This is a genomic window from Streptomyces sp. NPDC001157 (assembly GCF_053598255.1).
Genome location: NZ_JBSFJW010000039.1, coordinates 54,583 through 72,546, shown reverse-complemented (window position 1 = coordinate 72,546; position 17,964 = coordinate 54,583). Strand labels below are relative to the sequence as shown.

At 72.5% G+C, this 17,964-nt stretch carries 14 protein-coding genes and 1 pseudogene; 3 read left to right on the top strand and 12 right to left on the bottom strand.

What is annotated here, in order from left to right:
• Window positions 1–370 precede the first annotated feature (370 nt).
• The 7 genes and pseudogenes from ACWDAG_RS40240 to ACWDAG_RS40210 form a co-directional block, all read right to left on the bottom strand.
• The gene (locus ACWDAG_RS40240; protein ID WP_450700517.1) at window positions 371–1,240 is read right to left on the bottom strand and encodes a helix-turn-helix transcriptional regulator; all 870 of its coding nucleotides are present in this window, start codon (window positions 1,238–1,240) and stop codon (window positions 371–373) included.
• Window positions 1,241–1,402: 162 nt separating this feature from the next.
• Window positions 1,403–2,002 (bottom strand): flavodoxin family protein, encoded by a 600-nt coding sequence (locus ACWDAG_RS40235; RefSeq protein WP_450700516.1) that lies wholly within the window; start codon window positions 2,000–2,002, stop codon window positions 1,403–1,405.
• 134 nt (window positions 2,003–2,136) lie between these two features.
• Window positions 2,137–2,334 (bottom strand): annotated as a pseudogene (locus ACWDAG_RS40230) (MmyB family transcriptional regulator); the annotation flags it as partial.
• Between the two features lie 49 nt (window positions 2,335–2,383).
• Window positions 2,384–2,491, bottom strand: coding sequence for an MmyB family transcriptional regulator (locus ACWDAG_RS40225; protein WP_450700515.1), 108 nt, complete (start codon window positions 2,489–2,491; stop codon window positions 2,384–2,386).
• The gene (locus ACWDAG_RS40220; RefSeq protein WP_450700514.1) at window positions 2,476–2,748 is read right to left on the bottom strand and encodes a 3-hydroxyacyl-CoA dehydrogenase NAD-binding domain-containing protein; all 273 of its coding nucleotides are present in this window, start codon (window positions 2,746–2,748) and stop codon (window positions 2,476–2,478) included. The genes ACWDAG_RS40225 and ACWDAG_RS40220 overlap by 16 nt, the downstream gene beginning before the upstream one ends.
• A gap of 39 nt (window positions 2,749–2,787) precedes the next feature.
• Window positions 2,788–4,164, bottom strand: a complete 1,377-nt coding sequence (gene ccrA, locus ACWDAG_RS40215) for a crotonyl-CoA carboxylase/reductase (protein WP_450700513.1) — start codon at window positions 4,162–4,164, stop codon at window positions 2,788–2,790.
• Between the two features lie 94 nt (window positions 4,165–4,258).
• The gene (locus ACWDAG_RS40210; protein ID WP_450700512.1) at window positions 4,259–6,184 is read right to left on the bottom strand and encodes a BTAD domain-containing putative transcriptional regulator; all 1,926 of its coding nucleotides are present in this window, start codon (window positions 6,182–6,184) and stop codon (window positions 4,259–4,261) included.
• A gap of 446 nt (window positions 6,185–6,630) precedes the next feature.
• Between ACWDAG_RS40210 and ACWDAG_RS40205 the strand changes: the two genes are divergently transcribed.
• The 3 genes from ACWDAG_RS40205 to ACWDAG_RS40195 are packed head-to-tail and all read left to right on the top strand — an operon-like array spanning window position 6,631 to window position 8,442.
• The gene (locus ACWDAG_RS40205; RefSeq protein ID WP_450700511.1) at window positions 6,631–7,413 is read left to right on the top strand and encodes a thioesterase II family protein; all 783 of its coding nucleotides are present in this window, start codon (window positions 6,631–6,633) and stop codon (window positions 7,411–7,413) included.
• 18 nt (window positions 7,414–7,431) lie between these two features.
• A complete protein-coding gene (locus ACWDAG_RS40200; RefSeq protein ID WP_450700510.1) occupies window positions 7,432–7,719 on the top strand; it encodes a hypothetical protein in 288 nt (95 codons plus the stop codon).
• 54 nt (window positions 7,720–7,773) lie between these two features.
• Window positions 7,774–8,442: an O-methyltransferase gene (locus ACWDAG_RS40195; RefSeq protein WP_450700509.1), complete on the top strand. Its 669-nt coding sequence runs from the start codon at window positions 7,774–7,776 to the stop codon at window positions 8,440–8,442.
• Between the two features lie 57 nt (window positions 8,443–8,499).
• On the opposite strand, the gene ACWDAG_RS40190 is transcribed toward ACWDAG_RS40195, so the two are convergent.
• From ACWDAG_RS40190 to ACWDAG_RS40170, 5 genes are read right to left on the bottom strand one after another with little or no spacing between them, the layout of a single operon-like run.
• Entirely contained in the window at window positions 8,500–9,579 is a 1,080-nt protein-coding gene (locus ACWDAG_RS40190) for an HAD-IIIC family phosphatase (protein WP_450700508.1), read from the bottom strand.
• Entirely contained in the window at window positions 9,576–10,691 is a 1,116-nt protein-coding gene (locus ACWDAG_RS40185; RefSeq protein WP_450700507.1) for an acyl-CoA dehydrogenase family protein, read from the bottom strand. The genes ACWDAG_RS40190 and ACWDAG_RS40185 overlap by 4 nt, the downstream gene beginning before the upstream one ends.
• The gene (locus ACWDAG_RS40180; RefSeq protein ID WP_450700506.1) at window positions 10,684–10,953 is read right to left on the bottom strand and encodes an acyl carrier protein; all 270 of its coding nucleotides are present in this window, start codon (window positions 10,951–10,953) and stop codon (window positions 10,684–10,686) included. Before ACWDAG_RS40180 ends, ACWDAG_RS40185 begins: the two co-directional genes overlap by 8 nt.
• Window positions 10,950–11,840, bottom strand: coding sequence for a 3-hydroxyacyl-CoA dehydrogenase family protein (locus ACWDAG_RS40175; protein WP_450700505.1), 891 nt, complete (start codon window positions 11,838–11,840; stop codon window positions 10,950–10,952). The genes ACWDAG_RS40180 and ACWDAG_RS40175 overlap by 4 nt, the downstream gene beginning before the upstream one ends.
• A 9-nt stretch (window positions 11,841–11,849) precedes the next feature.
• Window positions 11,850–17,930, bottom strand: coding sequence for an SDR family NAD(P)-dependent oxidoreductase (locus tag ACWDAG_RS40170; protein ID WP_450700504.1), 6,081 nt, complete (start codon window positions 17,928–17,930; stop codon window positions 11,850–11,852).
• Between the last annotated feature and the right edge of the window lie 34 nt (window positions 17,931–17,964).

Sequence of the window (17,964 nt, the reverse complement as noted above, 5' to 3'; positions counted from 1 at the left end):
TCACTCCCGGAAAGACAACGGCTCCCGACGTGTGCCCCGGCGGCAACTCCACTGCGGTCGCCGGGGCCAAGCACCCGAGGAGTTCGCCGAGATCCAGGCCATGGTCCTGCGCCAGCCGCTGAAGGGCCGTTCCATCGGCGAGCAGTTCTCCAAGGGCATCGGCTTCGAGGGCGCTACAACCGTCTCGACCAGGCCGTCCACGACGCCATCCCGGTCGAGGACATGGAGATGCGCCTGCCGCTCGAAGTGGTTGAGCGCGCCTCGTGATGAGCCTGCCAGGAGTCGTCAAGCACAAGAGCGGAGAGCCTCGTCCTGGGCGCGAGGCGTGTAGGAGGAAAGGCTCCCCCCTTGAAGGGAATACCGGGGACGGTCAGGTGGAGCTGTCGCTGGTCGTGCGGCTCGGGTCGGCAGCCCATGAGGCCAGCATGCGCAGGCTGTCGTGGGTCGGGGTGCCCGACTCGGCGGTCCAGACGATGATGTGCAGGTCGGGGTCGGCGGCCCAGGTGAGGGCGTTCCAGTCCAGGTGCAGGTCCCCGACGACAGGGTGGCGCAGGTGTTTGGTGCCGGTGTCGCAGACGGCGACGTTGTGCGCGCCCCACCACTGGCGGAACTGCTCGTCCCAGGCGGAGAGTTCCCCCACGATGGCAGCGAGGTGCGGGTCCCCGGGGTTGTTCGTGTTGTGCATCCGCATCAGGGCGATGGCCTGCCGGGTGACACCCTCCCAGTCCGCGAACAGCTGACGCATCGCGGGGTCGGTGATGAGCAGCCTGATGTAGTAGCGCTGCTTCTCGGGGACCTTGGCGAAGTCGGTGATCAGGGCGGCGCCCATGGCGTTCCAGGCGACGATCTCGGTGCGCGGTCCGATCACGAAGGCGGGGGTGTGCGCCATGTCGTCGATCATGCGCTGCAGCTGCGGCTGCGCCTTGGGGCGAGGCTTCCTGCGAGGCGGGCGGAACTCCTCCTTGGCCGCGAGCTCGTACAGGTAGGCCCGCTGGTCGTCGTCCAGGTGCAGGACGCGGGCCAGGGACTCCAGCACGGACGGCGAGGGCTGGATACGGCCCTGCTCGAGGCGGGCGTAGTAGTCGGTGCTGATGGCCGCCAGTACGGCGATCTCCTCCCGGCGCAGACCCACGACGCGCCGCGGGCCGCCGTCGGGCAGGCCGACGGCGGCCGGGTCGAGCTCGGCGCGGCGCGCCTTGAGGAATTCCCCCAGATCGTGGCGGTGAGGATCGCGGTTCATGCCATCACCCTGACATCGGAGAGCGGTGTTGTCAGGGGGAGAGATTTGTCCCTGGAAGCCTCACCTGGTCCCCTTGGTGTAGTCCTCGATGTGGGTGACGTGGTCACCGGCTCGGTCCAGCGCACGACGTACAGGCCGTCGCGGAGCTGGGTGGTTGTGGGTTCAGGCGGCGAGGGCGGCGCGGCCGGCGCGGAAGAACGCGGTCTGCTGCGCGACGCGGGCGCCGAGGCCCTCGGCGGTGGCGATGTCCGCCTTGTGGACCGCTTCCGGACCGGCATCGACCGGGGTCTGGGCGCCCGCACCGACGAAGTAGCCCAGACGGTTGATGTCGTCCTCACTGCCTTCGGTGGAGGCCCAGCCCGGCTGCACGCCGAGGCTGACCCAGTGCATGCCGTGCTGGGCGGCCAAGGTGAAGAAATAGCCCAGGGTCGAGGACTTGTCGCCGTTCTTCGCACCGGAGTTGGTGAACCCGGCGGCGATCTTGTCGGCCCAGGTCTGGGTGTACCAGCGCTTGCTGCTGGCCTCGGCGAAGGTGTGGAAGGCGGCGGAGGCGGTGCCCATGTAGGTGGGGGCACCGAAGATGAGCGCGTCGGCGGCGTCCAGCTGCACCCACTGCTCATCCGTGATCGTGTCCACAGGAATGGAGATCACCTCGGCCCCGGCCTGCGCGGCACCACGCGCCACGGCCTCGGCCATCACGGCGGTGTGGCCGTAGCCGGAATGGAAAGCGACGGCGACAGCGGGACGGGAGAGAGAGGACATAGGATTTTGCTCCTCGAAAACATTGCGTGAATCGTGCTCCGGAACCATGGCACGAAATGCGAATGCGAAGGTAGGAAGGATTAGTCCCTGGCTGCGCTGTCCCTGCTTTTATGCCGGGCCGCCTGTTGGTTTTACTAATTCATGGCGCAGGTTGCCGCCCAGGGGGAGAGGAAGCGCAACCCCGCACAGGTGTGCGAACCGGGTTCGGCGCACTGGACGATCAGTTGCTGGTCGGGGGCGGCCACGTAGGTGAGAGCCTCCCAGGCGAGGGTGAGTTCACCGGCGACCGGGTGGTGGAACACCTTGGTACCTCCGGTGCGGGGCACCATGTGACGGCTTCCCCATCACTGGCGGAACTGGTGCCCCTCCTGCACCGACAGTTCACTGCCGCACGGGGACCTCGGCGAAATCGGTGCCGAACAATGCGGTGGCCATCGGGTTCCACGCCAGGATGTCCAGGTACCGGCCCAGGATCACCCCGGGGGCCACGCATTGTGCCCTCTGCTCGAAGCGGGTGTAAGTAGTTCGGACAGGCCGACCGTACTGGGGCTGAGCTCGGCCCGACGGGCCTTCAGAAATCGGCCCAGCTCCTTACTGCTGTTCATACTGGCCAGTGCGCGCCCTGCGGGCGCAGAGCGGTGTCGTGCTGTCTGCGCTCGGTCGAGGCCGACGGCGGCGCAAATGTGGGCGATGCCCGAGCCCATGGTGCCGCAGCCGACGATGCCCGCGCGGTGGATCGCGGTCATCCGCGTCCCCTCTGCTGTGGCTCTGGTGTGGTTCTCGTGTCAGCGGACCGGTTCGGCCGCGACGGCACTTCGGGGCTCGGTGGTCTGCACGGCGCGCAGGGGGTTGAGCCGGTGTTCGCCGATCCGGTCGCGCAGGGCGCGGTCCGTGACGCCCAGTCCGGGTCGGGGAGCCAGACACAGGACACCGACCTTGCCGATGTGGCCGTTGGTCTGGACGAGACGGGCTGCATCGGCGACCTCGGTGAGGGGGTAGACGGTCGAGAGCGCGGGGACCAGGTGACCGAGGCGGAACAGCCGGTTGCACTCCGACTGCTCCTGGAGGTTGGCGGCGTGACTGCCCACGATCCGCTTGAGGTTCATCCACAGGTAGCGGTTGTCGAAGCGGTGCTGGTATCCGGTGCTGGAGCCGCAGGTGACGACCGTTCCGCCGCGTCGGACGACGAACACGGACAGGCCGAAGGTGGCCTTGCCGATGTAGTCGAAGACGACGTGGGGGTCCTCGCCGAGCCTGCCGCGGATGATGCGGCCCAGCCGCTTGCCCGCCTCGACGGTCGCCTCCGGGTCGTCGGAGATGTCCCGGTCCAGGCCGATCTCGGCTCGGTTGATGACGAGGTCGCACCCGAGGGCGCGCAGCCGCTCCGCCTTCTCCTCGGAGCTCACGACACCGACGGCGATGCCGCCGCCGCCCCGGACGAGTTGGACGGCGTAGGAGCCGAGCCCGCCGGTCGCACCCCAGATGAGCACGATGTCGCCCTGTTTGATGCGCGCGCCGCGGTCGCTGACCAGCATGCGGTACGAGGTGGCGGCGCACAGCATCGTCGAGGCGGCCTCCTCCCAGGTCAGGTGCGCAGGCTTGGGCATCAACTGGCTGGCCCGGACGACGGCGTAGTGGGCCAGGCCGCCGAAGTTGGTCTCGAAGCCCCAGATCCGCTGCTCGGCGCCGAGCATGCCGTCCGCGTGGGTGGCGGGTTCCTGGTCGTCCACCTGGACGCAGCTGACGACGACGTGGTCACCGGCCTGCCAGCGCCGCACGCCCGCACCCACCCGTACGACGACTCCGGCGGCGTCGGAGCCGACCACGTGCCAGGGCAGATCGTGTCGGGCGGCCGGGCCGCCCTGGCGGCCCAGGCGCTTGAGGAAGGTGAAGGTCGGCATGGGTTCGAAGGTCGCCGACCAGACCGTGTTGTAGTTGATGGAGCTGGCCATCACGGCGATCAGGACCTCGTCGACGGCCAGTTCCGGCATGGCCACCGGGCCGACCCGCAGGGTCCTGCGGACGTCCCTGTCGGAGGCGCCGTCGAAGACGGCCTGGTCCTGGGCGCGCAGATGGGCCGCGGTGTACGTGTGCGGCACTGGCCTGCGCAGGAGTTCCTCCCGAGGCGCATCGCTGAGCACGGCTTCGGTCAAGGAGTCCATGAGTTCCCCCAATGGGTTCGGGAAAGGGCCGTCCGGGATGCGCGCGCCGCCGGGCCGGCGGTCGTCCGGTTGCGGGCCAGGCGTGCGCAGGCCCCTATCGAAAGCCTCCGGCGTGTGCGACGACCCGGGGTGCCGCACCGGGATCGGCGGTGGGCAGCAGGTGCGGCCCACTCCCGGCCCGGGCCGTGTGGATGCCGGGACCCTCGATGAGGGTCCGCTCCCGGGCGTAGGCCCGGGCCAGCCCGTCCATCAGATAGCGCCCGTGGTCGTGTTCGCGCAGGAGGTTGGCGTCCACCAGCGCGTCCAGGACGTCCTCGGCGCTGTCCGGCGAGCACCCGAGCAGCGCGGCCGCCCGCTCCCGCCCGAAGGCGGCCGAGACTTCGGTGCCCAGCACGCGGAAGGCCCCACCGAGGCTGATGCCGGCCACGGTACGGTCACGGGTGGTGCCGTACGCGGACTCCAGCACCGGCCGTACGGCCAGGTCGCCGACCTCCAGCTCGTCCAGCAGCCGCTGTTCGTCACCGAGGCGACGGGCCACGCCGTCGAGGCCGCGGCGAGGCCTCGCGCTGATCCGGGAGCCGATGATCCGCACCGCCAGAGGCAGCCCGGCGCAGCCGGCGGCGACCTGGCGGGCCGCTCGCGGTTCCAGTTCGGTCCGGCGGCGACCGACGATGCGGCTGAGCAGGTCCAGGGCACCCGCCTCGGACAACGGTTCCAGTGCCATGGTGCGGGCGCCGTCGAGATCGGTCAGCCGGTTGCGGCTCGTGACCACAGTCCGGCTGCCGCCGGTACCGAGCACGAAGGGGCGGACCTGCGCGGCGTTCTCGGCGTCGTCCAGCACCACCAGCATCCGGCGGCCGTCCGTCAGGGACCTGAAGAGCGCGATGCGCCCCGCGAGCGAGGTGGGCACGGCCGTGTCGGGCACCCCGAGTCCCACCAGCAGTCTGGCCAGTATCTCCCCGGGCGCGACGGGGTGCCCGGAGCTGCCCTCCAGCTCCACGTAGAGCTGGCCGTCGGGAAAGCGGTCGCGGACCAGATGCGCCGACTGCACGGCGAGCGCCGTCTTGCCGATGCCCCCGCCGCCTGTCAACACCACCGTCGTCGGCGTCTGCGCGACCGACTCGGCACCCAGCAGCCGGACCAGCTCGGCCAGCTCCCGGTCACGGGCCGTCAAACCCGCGGTCGCCGGGGGCAGTTGAGCGGGGACTGGCCAGCGCGGGCCTCCTCCGTCACCCCAGCGGGCCGGCGGTTCCTGCCGCCGTTCGGAGGGGTGTGCGGGCCCGTCCTCGGCGCGCAGGATCCGCTGCTGGACCGAGCGCAGTTCCATGCCGGGCTCGGCGCCCAGCTGGTCGACGAGGGCGGCCCGGGTCCGCCGGAACAGGTCGAGTGCCTCCGTCTGCTGCCCGGAGCGGGACAGGGCCAGCATCAGCCGGCCGATCAGGCCCTCGTGCAAGGGGTGCTCGCGGCCCAGCCGCCACAGTTCGGGGAGGATCTCGGCGTGCCGCCCGAGTGCCAGGTCCAGATCCACGCGCCAGGTGCAGGTCTGGAGATAGAGCTTCTCGAGGTGGCAGCCCTCCAGTTCCTGGAGCGTGTGGGAGGGGACGTCCATCAGCGGTTCGTGGCGCCACAGCGCCAGTGCCGCCCGCAGCTGCTCAACGGCCTGCGGGAGGGCACCCCCCTCGGCCAGCGACTGGGCTGTTCTGCGGTGGGCCTGGAAGCGGCCGAGATCGGTCTCGTCCTCCTCCATCTCGATCAGATATCCCGGTGCGCGCGTGATGATCCTGCTTCCGCCGTGCGGGCCCAGGGACTGGCGCAGGCGCATGACGTAGGTACGGATCGTGGCGGTCGCGCTCGGGGGCGGGGTTCCGTCCCAGACGAAGCGGGCCAGGGTCTGGACGGGGACCACCTTGTTCGCGTTCAGTACGAGGGTGGCGAGCACGACGCGCTGGCGGGGCGCCGAGACTCGGAGTTCGTGTCCGCCGGAACGGACGACCAGAGGGCCGAGTAACGAGATTTCCATAACTGCTCCACCCTTTAGACGGCAGTGAGCGGCGGCATCCGACCGGGACGGGGAGCCCGTGGCGGAGGTCGGTGGGGGTTGCCCAGTGGGGTGTCTCGACGCGGTGCGCAGGAACAGTGCGGGTGGGAGGGATGCGGTCAGCGCAGGGGTGCCGCGTCCCGGCGCCGGGGTGCTCCGCGCGGGCGGGAGCACCGAGGCGATCCGCAGAAGAGATCCGCGGACGCGAACGGCGATGACGGATCGTATGCGGGTTCTGCCTGGCAGTGCACGTTCATGGTGACTTTGTAGCCGCTCCGTCGAGCTGCCTGTCAGGAAGCTGGGGTGAGCGGCGCAAAGACAGGGGGCGACAGGGGGCCAGTAGGGGTAGCCCCCCGTGGACGGAGGTGCCTAGCCTCCGGAGCGGCGCCCTGTGTCCGTGATCGACTTCTCTCGAAGGACAGCAACCGATGCATCACGATGTCGATGAGCGGGAGCTGTGGCTCCGGTGCTTCGCCCCCGCGCCCGACTCCCCCACCCGACTCATCTGCTTCCCCCATGCCGGCGGCTCGGCCAGTGCCTACCATGCGCTGTCGGTCGCGCTGGCGCCGACGGCCGAGGTGTACGCCGTGCAGTACCCGGGCCGGCAGGACCGGCGCAACGAGCCCTGCATCGACAACGTTCCCGAACTGCTCGATCGGCTGGTCCCGTTGCTCTCGGCGCCGGGCGACGACCGGCCGCTGGCGCTGTTCGGCCACAGCATGGGCGCGACCCTCGCCTACGAGGTGGCGCGCCGGCTCCAGGAGCCGGGCGGGACGGCGGAGCCCGTGATCGTCTTCCTGTCCGGACGCCGCGCACCCCACTTCGAACGCGGAGAGACGGTGCATCTGCGCGACGACCAGGGGATCCTGCGCGAGCTGGACCTGCTGGGCGGTTCCGTCGGCGCCGCGCTCAGGGACCCCGAGATCCTCCAGATGGTGATGCCCGCCATCCGGGGCGACTACCGGGCGGCGGAGACCTATGTGCACGTGCCGGGGCCCCCGCTGCGCGCCCCCGTGGTCGCGCTCACCGGCGACCGTGACCCCAGGGCGTCGGTGCGTGAGGTGGAGGGATGGCGCCAGTACACCGAGGGCCCGTTCTCCCAGCACGTGTTCGAAGGGGGCCACTTCTACCTCAACGACCGGGCGGAGGCGGTGCAGGAGACCGTACGACGGCATCTGAGCGCGCTGCCGGTCCCCGGCGCGGGGGCCTGACACCGAAAGTGGGGGGACATGCCCGCTACGCACATCTCTGACCTGCTCGGGACCATCGACCAGCTGGAGCGCTGCCTGCACGCGCTGCGGCACCGGACCGGCGAGTCGGCCGTGGTGCAGAACCTGCTCGCCACCGCGGCCCGGATGAGAACCGACGCCGCCGAACTGGGCACCGCCTCGGCCCCACCACCGGGGCAGCGGGCCGTGGCTGTGGCCGAGACCCCGTACGACCCCCTGCTGTGGCACAACGCGGGTGCGGACGACGAGGGCGTCGGCGGCCACCGCCCCGCCCCGTGGCGGTCGTGACCCCGGCCGGCCGTACCGCGACCGACCACTCGCACCGGATGGAGAGAGCACCGCATGGCCGATCAGCTGACCATGAGCCCACAACTCCTGGACTACGTACGCGACTTCTCACTGCGCGAGGACGACGCGCTGCGCGAGCTGCGGGAGGAGACGGCCGAACTGCCCGGCGGCACCGCCCTGCAGACACACCCGGAGGAGGGCCAGTTCCTCGCCCTGCTGGTGCGGCTCACAGGCGCGGCCGCCGTGCTGGAGCTGGGCACCTACACCGGCTACAGCGCCCTGTGCATGGCACGGGCGCTGCCGCCCGAAGGGCGCCTGGTGACCTGTGACATCACCGATCGCTGGCCGTCGATCGGCGTGCCCTACTGGAAACGGGCGGGGGTGGCCGACCGCGTGGAGCAGCGGATCGGGGACGCGGATGCCGTCCTCGGGGAGCTGCTCGCCGAGGAGGGGCCGGCGCGCTTCGACCTGGTGTTCATCGACGCGGACAAGGTCAACTACCCCCGGTACTACGAGCAGTCGCTGGAACTGGTGCGGCCCGGTGGTCTGATCGTCGTGGACAACACGCTGTTCTTCGGCCGGGTCGCCGATCCGGCCTTCACGGACGCCGACACCGAGGGGGTCCGGGCACTGAACGCCCTGCTGCGGGACGACGACCGGGTGGACGTGAGCATGCTCACCATCGCCGACGGCGTCACGCTCGCCCGCCGCAAAGAGGCCTGACCGAAACGTACTTCGGGGCTGTGACGACGGATGTCGTCACAGCCCCGAGTCATGCAGTCACGCGCCGGTGGGCGCCGGGTCGAACGCCTCCAGGCGCACCGTGGTCGACGCCGGTCTCGGATCGGCCACGAGGTGCAGCCGCTCCACGTCCCGGCTGCCGTCGCCCAGCGCCTCGGTGCAGGCGCAGGGGGACTCCTCGAAGCCGGCGAAGCGGTAGGCGACCTCCATCATGCGGTTGCGGTCGGTGCGCCGGAAATCGGCCACCAGGTGCGCTCCGGCGGCGGCCGCCCGGTCCACCAGCCAGTTCAGGATCACCGATCCCGCGCCGAAGGAGACCACCCGGCACGAGGTGGCCAGCAGTTTCAGGTGCCACACGTCCGGGCGCTTCTCCAGCAGGATGACGCCGACCGCGCCGTGCGGCCCGAACCGGTCGGTGAGGGTGGTGACCAGCACCTCGTGGGCGGGGTCGGCCATCAGCGCGCGCAGGGCGGCGTCCGAGTAGTGGACGCCGGTGGCGTTCATCTGGCTGGTGCGCAGCGTCAGTTCCTCGACGCGGGTGAGTTCGTCCGGGGTGGCCCGGCCGATCCGCATCACCAGCTCCAGGCTGCGCAGGAACTCCTCGTCGGGTCCTTCGAACGCCTCCCGTTCGGCGTCCCTGCGGAAGCCGGCCTGGTACATGGCGCGGCGGCGGCGGGAGTCCACGGTGCTGACGGCGGGGCTGAACTCGGCGAGGCCGGTGAGGGAGAGGGCGGCCTCGGCGGGATAGCAGCGGACGTCGGGCAGGTGGTAGGTGACCTCTGCGCGTTCGGCCGGCTGGTCGTCGATGAAGGCGATGGTGCGGTGGGCGAAGTTCAGGCGCTGCGCGATCCGTTCCACCGCCTTCGACTTGGGACCCCAGCCGATCTCCGGCAGGACGAAGTACTCGGCGATCCCGAGCTCTTCCAGACGGGCCCAGGCCTGCTCGTGGTCGTTGCGGCTGCACACCGACTGCAGGATGCCGCGGGAGTCGAGTTCGGTGACCACGGCGCGGATCTCGTCGTCCAGCAGGACCTGGCCGTCCTCCAGGAGCGTGCCGTTCCACAGGGTGTTGTCGAGATCCCACACCAGGCACTTCACCATGACCGGGGCGTCGCTCATGACGCCCCCACGGTGGCCAGCGCGTGCTGGGCGAGCATCAGTTCACACATCTCGTTGCTGCCTTCGATGATCTCCATGAGTTTGGCGTCCCGGTAGGCGCGGGCCACCACGTGGCCGTCTTTCGCACCCGCCGAGGCCATGACCTGGACGGCGGTGGCGGCTCCGCGGGCGGCCTGCACCGCGCCGACGTGCTTGGCGAGCACGGTGGCGCTCACCATGTCGGGCGTTCCGTCGTCCCAGCGGCGGCTGGCGTGCTCGCACGCGCGCGTGGCGGTCTGCTCGGCGACGTAGAGCTCGGCGACGTGCCGGGCGACGAGCTGATGGGAGGCGAGCGGCGCACCGAACTGCTGCCGCGAGGCGGCGTGGGAGGCGACCGCCGCCAGGCAGGCGCGCAGGATGCCGACGCAGCCCCAGGCGACCGAGATACGGCCGTACGCGAGGGCGGTGGTCACCAGCAGCGGCAAGGAGAGCTCGTCGCCGCCCAGGAGGTGGTCGGCGGGGAGCCGCACCCCTTCCAGGGTCACTTCGGCGTGGCCCGCGGCGCGGCAGCCCATCGGGTCGGCGACCCTTTGGACGCGGACACCGGGCGTGTCGGCGGGGACGACCACGGCGGCGGCCCCCTCGCCGTAGCGTCCGAAGACGACGAGCAGGTCGGCGTAGTGGGCGGCGGTCACCCAGACCTTGTGTCCGTCGACGACCAGCGCGTCGCCCTCGTCGCGGATGGTGGTGCGGATCGCCGACAGGTCACTGCCCGCCTGGGGTTCGCTGAAGCCCACGGCGGCCAGCTCGCCGGAGGTCAGGCGGGGCAGGAAGGCGCGGCACTGGGCCGTGGTGCCGAGGCGTTCGATGGTCCAGGCGGCCATGCCCTGGGAGGTCATGACGCTCCGCAGAGAGCTGCACAGGCTGCCGACGTGCGCGGTGAACTCCCCGCCGGCGAGGCTGCTCCAGCCCGGGCCGCCGTACTCGGTGGGGACGCCGGCGCACAGCCGGCCGCTCGCGCCGAGCTCGCGCAGCAGCGGCTCGGGGATCAGGCCGGCCAGGTCCCAGTCGGCGGCCCGGTCGCCGACCAGGGCGGTGACGGAGGCGGCGGCGTCGGCGAACTCGTCACTCACCGGCGTCTCCGCTTGCGCCCTGGAGCCGACGGACCAGGGACGCCATGCTCCTGACGGTGCGGAAGTTGTCCAGCCGCAGGTCCTTGCCGCGGATCGAGACGCCGTACGTCTTCTCCAGGTGTACGACGATCTCCATCGCGAAGAGCGACGACAGTCCGCCGGAGGCGAAGAGGTCGGTGTCCTCCTCCCACACCCTCTTGGTCTTGCCGTGGAGGAAGTCGACGAGCTCCTGCTCGGTGGTGCTCTGCGGTGACACGGTCATGATGTTTCTCCCTGGTAGACGTAGAAGCCACGGCCGGACTTGCGGCCGATGTCACCGGCCCGCACCTTCTCCAGCAGAAGGTCGCAGGGCAGGCAGCCGGGGTCGCCGGTGCGCTCGTGGAGCACCCGGAGCGAGTCGACGAGGTTGTCGATGCCGATGAGGTCGGCGGTGCGCAGCGGGCCGGTGGGGTGGCCGAGGCAGCCCTGCATGAGGGTGTCGACGTCCTCGGCGGTCGCCGTGCCCTCCTGAACCACGCGGGCGGCGTCGTTGATCATGGGGTGGAGCACCCTGCTGGTCACGAACCCCGGCGCGTCCCGCACCACGACCGGTTGCCGCCGCAGTGCGTCGAGCAGGGAGCGGATGGAGTCCATCGCCTGCTCTCCGGTGCGGGCGCCGCGGATCACCTCCACGGTGCGAATCAGGTACGGCGGGTTCATGAAGTGGGTGCCGACGACGTCCGCCGGGCGTGCGGCCGCCGACGCCAGTTCGTCGATGGGGATGGAGGAGGTGTTGGACACCAGGACGGTGCCGGGCGCCACGACGGCGGAGACCTCGGCGAGGACCTTCTCCTTGATGTCCGCGTCCTCCGTGACGGCCTCGACGACCGCGGTGGCGCCGGCCGCGTCGGCGAGGTGGCAGCTGGTGGTCACGGTCGCCTCGGGGACGTCGTCGGGCAGTGCCCCCATGAGCTGGGCCAGGCGCAGTTCCCCGGCGATCCTGGTCTCGGCGGCGGCGAGTTTCGCGTCGTCCACGTCGATGAGGGTGACGGGGACGCCGTGGCCGACGGCCAGGGTCGCGATGCTCCCGCCCATGACGCCGGCGCCGAGGACGGCGAGGTGGTGTGGTCGCCGGGGCGTGCCGGCTGTCGGTCGGAGTGGTTGCTGCATGTCGGCCGCCTACTCGCTTCGGGGGTCGGGGGTGGTGTCGGGGAGGACGGAGTCCAGCCATGCGCGGACGGTGCCGGCGGTGGCGGGCAGATGCTGTTCGAGCATCGACCAGTGGTTTCCGGGGACGTCGACGACGGAGTGCGCGGTCGGCCAGGAGGCCCGCCAGTCGACGGTGCTGTCCGCCGCCGGTTCGGCGATCGGTTCCGATGCCCGGACCAGCAGGACGGGCGCCTGGACCGGGGGCGGCGCCCAGTCGTCGAGGAGCTGGAAGTAGCGGCCCATGGCGGTCAGCCGGGCGCCGTCCATGGGGGCCGCCCGGTCCTCACGTTCGAACATGCCGCGCACCAGCACGTCGTCGAACTGGGTCATCGCCGCATCGCCGGAGAGGTACGTGTCCAGCAGCACGACGGCCGCCGGTCCGGCACCGAGCTCCTCCATGCGGGCGGCGGCCGCGTAGGCCAGCGTGCCGCCGGAGGAGGAGCCGAGCAGCACCTTCGGGCGGTCGCCCAAGTGCCGCAGGACGAGTCCGGTCTGGAACTCCAGCAGGGCGTCCAGGTCCGCGGGCAGCGGCTCGTCGGCGGCGAAGCCGGGCGCGTCCAGGGCGCTCACTCCGTAGCGGCCCTCGAAGGCGGCGGCGAACCTGCTGTACTGGTGGGCTCCGCCGAGGGCCACGACGGAGGCGAAGCAGACCAGTTCGGGCGCGTCCGCACGCTGGTGCAGCCGCAGCAGTTCGGGGCGCCGCTCGCCCCCGTCCAGCAGACCGGTTCCGGAGCGGAAGTCCGGTCGGAGCCGGGCGGCGTGCTGCAGCAACTGGATGCCGTCGTGTGCGCGGCCGAGGTCGCAGGCCTGCCTGAACAGGGCGCTGACCGGGTCCGGTCCGGGTCCGGCGGTGACCGGGCCGGCCACCGCGGTGGTGGTGGCGAGTTCCGCCGCGAGGCGCTGCGCCAGCCGTGCCGGGGTGCGGCTGTCCAGGACGACGGTGGGGCGCAGCCGCAGATCGAGCGCCGCCGCGAGCCGGTTGCGCAGTTCGACCGCGGTGAGCGAGTCGAATCCCCGCTCCAGGAAGGCGTCCCCGGCCTCCAGTGCCTCGGGGTCGGTGTGCCCGAGCACCTCGGCCGCCTGGGCACGCACCAGGCGCAGCAGCATCGCGTCCCGCTCCGCCTCCGGTAGGGCGGTCAGCCGCGGGCGCAGGTCCGGCTCGTTCGCCGCGGACGCGGCCCGCCGGGCGGGGCGCACCAGCGCACGCAGCAACGGCGGTACGGGGCCGTGGCGGTGGGCGGCCGGTTCTAGGCCGACGGGCACCATCAGGGGGCGACCGGCCGCCGGTGCCGCGTCGAACAGGGCCAGGCCCTCCTCGGTGGTCAGGGCGCGGATGCCGGCCCGGGCCATGCGCCGACGGTCGGTGTCGGAGAGGCCGGTGGTGAGGCCGGTGCGCTGCTCCCACAGACCCCAGGCCAGGGAGACGGCGGGCAGTCCCGCGCGTCGGCGGAGGGCGGCGAGGGCGTCGGCGTAGCCGTTCGCGGCGGCGTAGGCGGCCTGGCCGGGACTGCCGAAGACACCGGCGGACGACGAGAACAGCACGAAGGCGGACAGGTTCTGGTCCCGCGTCAGCTCGTGCAGGTTCCAGGCGCCGTCGGCCTTGGGCCGCAGGACGGTGTCGAGCCGGTCGTCCGTCAGGTCCGCGAGCACTCCGTCCGCCAGCACTCCGGCCGTGTGGACGACCGCGGTCAGCGGGTGCTCCGGTGGTACCGCGTCGAGCACGGCGGCCAGCGCGGCGCGGTCGGCCACGTCGCAGGCGGCGAACTCGACCTGGCAGCCGACGGCGCGCAGTTCGGCGGCGAGTTCGGTCCCGGCGGGGGTGACGCTCCTGCCGAGGAGCAGCAGGTGCCGGGCTCCGTGTGCGGTGACGAGGTGCCGGGCGACGAGTCCGCCGAGGGTGCCGCCGCCTCCGGTGACGAGGACGGTGCCGTCGGGGTCGAAGGCGGGCGTCTCGGCCGCGGGGGCGGTGGCGCGGACCAGGCGCGGTGCGTGGAGTGTGCCGCCGCGCAGTGCGAGTTGGGGTTCGTCGCCGTTCAGGGCCGTCGCCAGGGCCGTCTGAAGGCCCTCGCCGCCGTCGGTGTCCAGGAGCACGAACCGGCCGGGGTGCTCCAGCTGGGCCGTGCGCAGCAGTCCCCATACGGCGGCGCCGGCGACGTCCACCGGTACCTCGCCCAGGTCCACCGCGCCCTGCGTGAGCACGACCAGGGGGGTGTCCGTGCGGCGGGCGTCGGCCAGCCACTCCTTGAGCTGCCGCAGGACGTCCGTGAGCGCGGCGCGTGCTGCCTGCGGGTCGTTGTCGGACGGCGGGCACGGCAGCAGGGCGACGTCCGTCGCCTCGTCGACCGAGCCGAGGACGGCGGTGCGGACCTCGGACCCGGGCGGGGCGGGAGCAAGGGCCGTCCAGTCGAGCGCGAACAGCGAACGCGCCACGGCACCGGGCGCGCCGGCCGTGCTGGACGTTCCGGACCGCAGGACCAGCCGGCCGACCGTCAGCACCGGGCGCCCGCTGCTGTCGGCGACCAGGACCGAGACGGCGTCGCCGTCCTCGCCGACGGGCCGCAGGACCACGGTGAGCGCCGACTCGCCGCTTTCGCGCAGCGTCACGTCGTGCCAGGAGAACGGCAGCGGCACGCCCGAGGAGCCGTCCCGTGCGTCCGCGAGCAGGCCGACCGTCTGCAGCGCGGCGTCCAGCAGCGCGGGGTGGACGGCGAACCCGTCGTGACCGGGCTCGGGCAGGGCGACCTCGGCGTGGATCTCGGTGCCGACGCGCCAGGCGGCACGCAGGCCGCGGAACAGCGGGCCGTAGTGGACGCCGACGGCCTCGAAGTCGTCGTAGAGCCCGTCGATGTCGACTTTCTCCGCCTCCTCGCCGCGTCCCCGGAAGAGGACGTCGTCCGGCGCGGGCGCGGGCTGGGGGACGAGGACACCCGTGGCGTGGCGCTCCCACGGTTCGTCGTCGGCGGCCGAGTGGACGCTGATCTCGCGACGTCCGTCCGGGCCGGGGGCGCCGACGGTGAGGCGCAGCCGACGGGCGTCGTCGGCCAGGATCAGCGGTGCGGACAGGGTGAGTTCCTCCACCGTGGCGCACCCGACGTGCGCGGCGGCGTGGGCGGCCATCTCCAGGAACGCCACGCCGGGAAGCAGCGCGCTTCCGGCGACGGCGTGGTCGGCCAGCCACGGGTGGGTGCGCAGGGAGAGGCGGCCGGTGAGGACCGTGCCCTCGCCGTCGGGCAGGTCGACGACGGCCGGGAGCAAGGGGTGGCCGGTGGCCGTCTGGCCTGCCGAGACCGGGTCGCCCACCGGGGCGGGGACGTCGAGCCAGAAGTGGGTGCGCTGGAAGGCGTACGTCGGCAGGTCGGTGCGGCGGGCGCCGGTGCCGTCGAAGAGCCGGCCCCAGTCGACGGGCAGGCCCTGGGTCTGGGCCTCACCGAGCGCCAGCAGCATGCGGCGCGGGCCGCCGTCGTCGCGCTGGAGGGTGGCGAGGACGGCCGTGTCGTCGGCGCCGGCGTCCGCGGCGGTGTCGGCGATGCCGTAGGTGAGCAGGGGGTGCGGGCTGACCTCCACGAAGGTGCGGTGACCGGCATCCAGCAGCCCCCGCACGGCCTCGTGGAAGCGGACGGTGTGGCGCAGGTTGCGGTACCAGTAGTCGTGGGTGAGAGTGCCGGGGCCCGCCCAGTCGGCATCCACCGTCGACATCATGGGGACCTCGGGCGCGTGTGACGTCAGCCCGGACAGGTCCTCGCGCAGCCGGTCACGCACGGCCTCGACGTCGTCGGAGTGCGAGGCGTAGGCGACCGGCATGGTCCACGCCATCATGCCCTCGCCGGTCAGGTCGTCGACGAGGCCCGCGACCTCGTCGCCGGGGCCCGCGACGACCAGCACCCGAGGGCCGTTGACGGCGGCGATCGTCACCTTGCCCGACCGGCGCTCCAGGTGGGGGGCGACCTCGTCGGGCGACATCAGGACGGTGGCCATGCCGCCCGCGCCGGTGAGACCGGCCAGGGCACGGCTGCGCAGGGCGACCACGCGGGCGGCGTCCGGCAGGCTGAGGGCACCGGCCACACAGGCCGCGGCCACCTCGCCCTGGCTGTGGCCCACGACCGCGGCGGGCTCGACGCCGTAGGAGCGCCATACGGCGGCCAGGGACACCATCACGGAGAACAGGACGGGTTGGACCACCTCCACCGGGTCCAGGTCCGGCGCGCCGGGCGCGCGGCGCAGGACGTCGGCGACGGACCAGTCCACGTACGGGGCGAGGGCCTGTTCGCACTCGCCGAGTCGGGCCGCGAACACCGGTGAGGCGTCGAGGAGTTCGGCAGCCATGCCGGGCCACTGGGAGCCCAGGCCGGGGAAGACGAAGACGGCCTTGCGGCCGGGCAGCGCACGGCCGGTGGCGACCGCCGGGTGCGGCCGTCCGGCGGCGAGGGCGGCGAGCCCGTCGAGGAGTTCGGTGCGGTCGTTGCCCGCCACGACCGCGCGGTCGGCGAAGAGCGAGCGGCCGGAGGCGAGGGAGTGGCCGACGTCTGCCGGACGGATGCCGGGGTCCGCCTCCAGGTGGGTGTGGAGGGCGGCGGCCTGGGCGCTCAGGGCGGCCGGGCCCTTGGCGGACAGGGGCCAGACGACCGGACCGGCCTCGGCGGACTCGGCCGGCTCGGGGAGCTGCTCGGACGGTGCCTCCTCCAGCACCGCGTGCGCGTTGGTGCCGCTCGCCCCGAAGGAGGACACCGCGGCCCGGCGCGGATGCCCGGTGTCGGGCCAGGCGCGGGCCTCGGTGAGGAGGGCGATGTCGCCCTCGCTCCAGTCGACCTGGGGGGTCGGTGCGTCGATGTGCAGGGTGCGGGGCAGCAGGCCGTGGCGCATGGCCAGCACCATCTTCATGATGCCGCCGACCCCGGCGGCGGCCTGGGTGTGCGTGAGGTTGGACTTGAGGGAGCCGAGCAGCAGCGGCCGCTCACGCTCCTGTCCGTAGGTCGCGAGCAGGGCCTGCGCCTCGATCGGGTCGCCGAGCCGGGTACCGGTGCCGTGCGCCTCCACCGCGTCCACCTCGGCGCCGCTCAGTCCGGCCGCGGCGAGCGCCTGCCGGATCACGCGCTGCTGGGACGGCCCGTTGGGGGCGGTCATGCCGTTGCTGGCGCCGTCCTGGTTGACGGCCGAGCCCCGCACGAGGGCCAGCACCGGGTGCCCGTTGCGGCGGGCGTCGGACAGCCGCTCCAGGAGCAGGACGCCGGCCCCCTCGCCGAAACCGGCACCGTCGGCCGCCGCGGCGAAGGACTTGCAGCGCCCGTCCGGGGCCAGCCCCCGCTGACGGCTGAAGCCGACGTAGAGGCTGGGCGTGGACATCACGGTGACCCCGCCGGCGAGCGCGAGGGAGATCTCCCCGCCGCGCAGCGCCTGGCAGGCGAGGTGGACGGCGACGAGGGAGGACGAGCAGGCGGTGTCGAGGGTGACCGCGGGCCCCTCCAGGCCGAGCGTGTAGGCGATGCGGCCGGTGACCACGCTGGGCACGGTCCCGGTGCCGATGAACGCCTCCACCTCGGGCGGCATGCTGGGCAGCCGGGCGCCGTACTCGTTGTACATGACGCCCGCGTACACGCCGGTGCGGCTGCCGCGCAGCGACAGCGGGTCGATGCCGCCGCGTTCGACCGCCTCCCAGCAGGTCTCCAGCAGGAGTCGCTGCTGGGGGTCCATGGCCAGCGCCTCGCGCGGCGAGATGCCGAAGAACTCGGCGTCGAAGGCGCAGGCGTCGTGCAGGAAGCCGCCCTCCTGGGTGCTGCTGGTGCCGGGGCTGTCGGGGTCGGGGTCGTAGAGACCGGCGAGGTCCCAGCCCCGGTCGACGGGGAATCCGGTGACGGCGTCCCGCTCGTCGACGAGCAGCTGCCACAGCTGCTCCGGGGTGTTGACACCGCCGGGGAAGCGGCAGCTCATGGCGACGACGGCGATGGGCTCGGTGATCTGCTCGCGCTGCTGCCGCAGTCGCAGGTTCTCGCCGCGCAGCCGCTCGGTCTCCTGGAGCGAGGTGCGCAGCGCCGCCACGACCTTGTCGTCGGTCATCGTGCTCCCCCTTTCGTCCGGGGTCGGTCGGGGC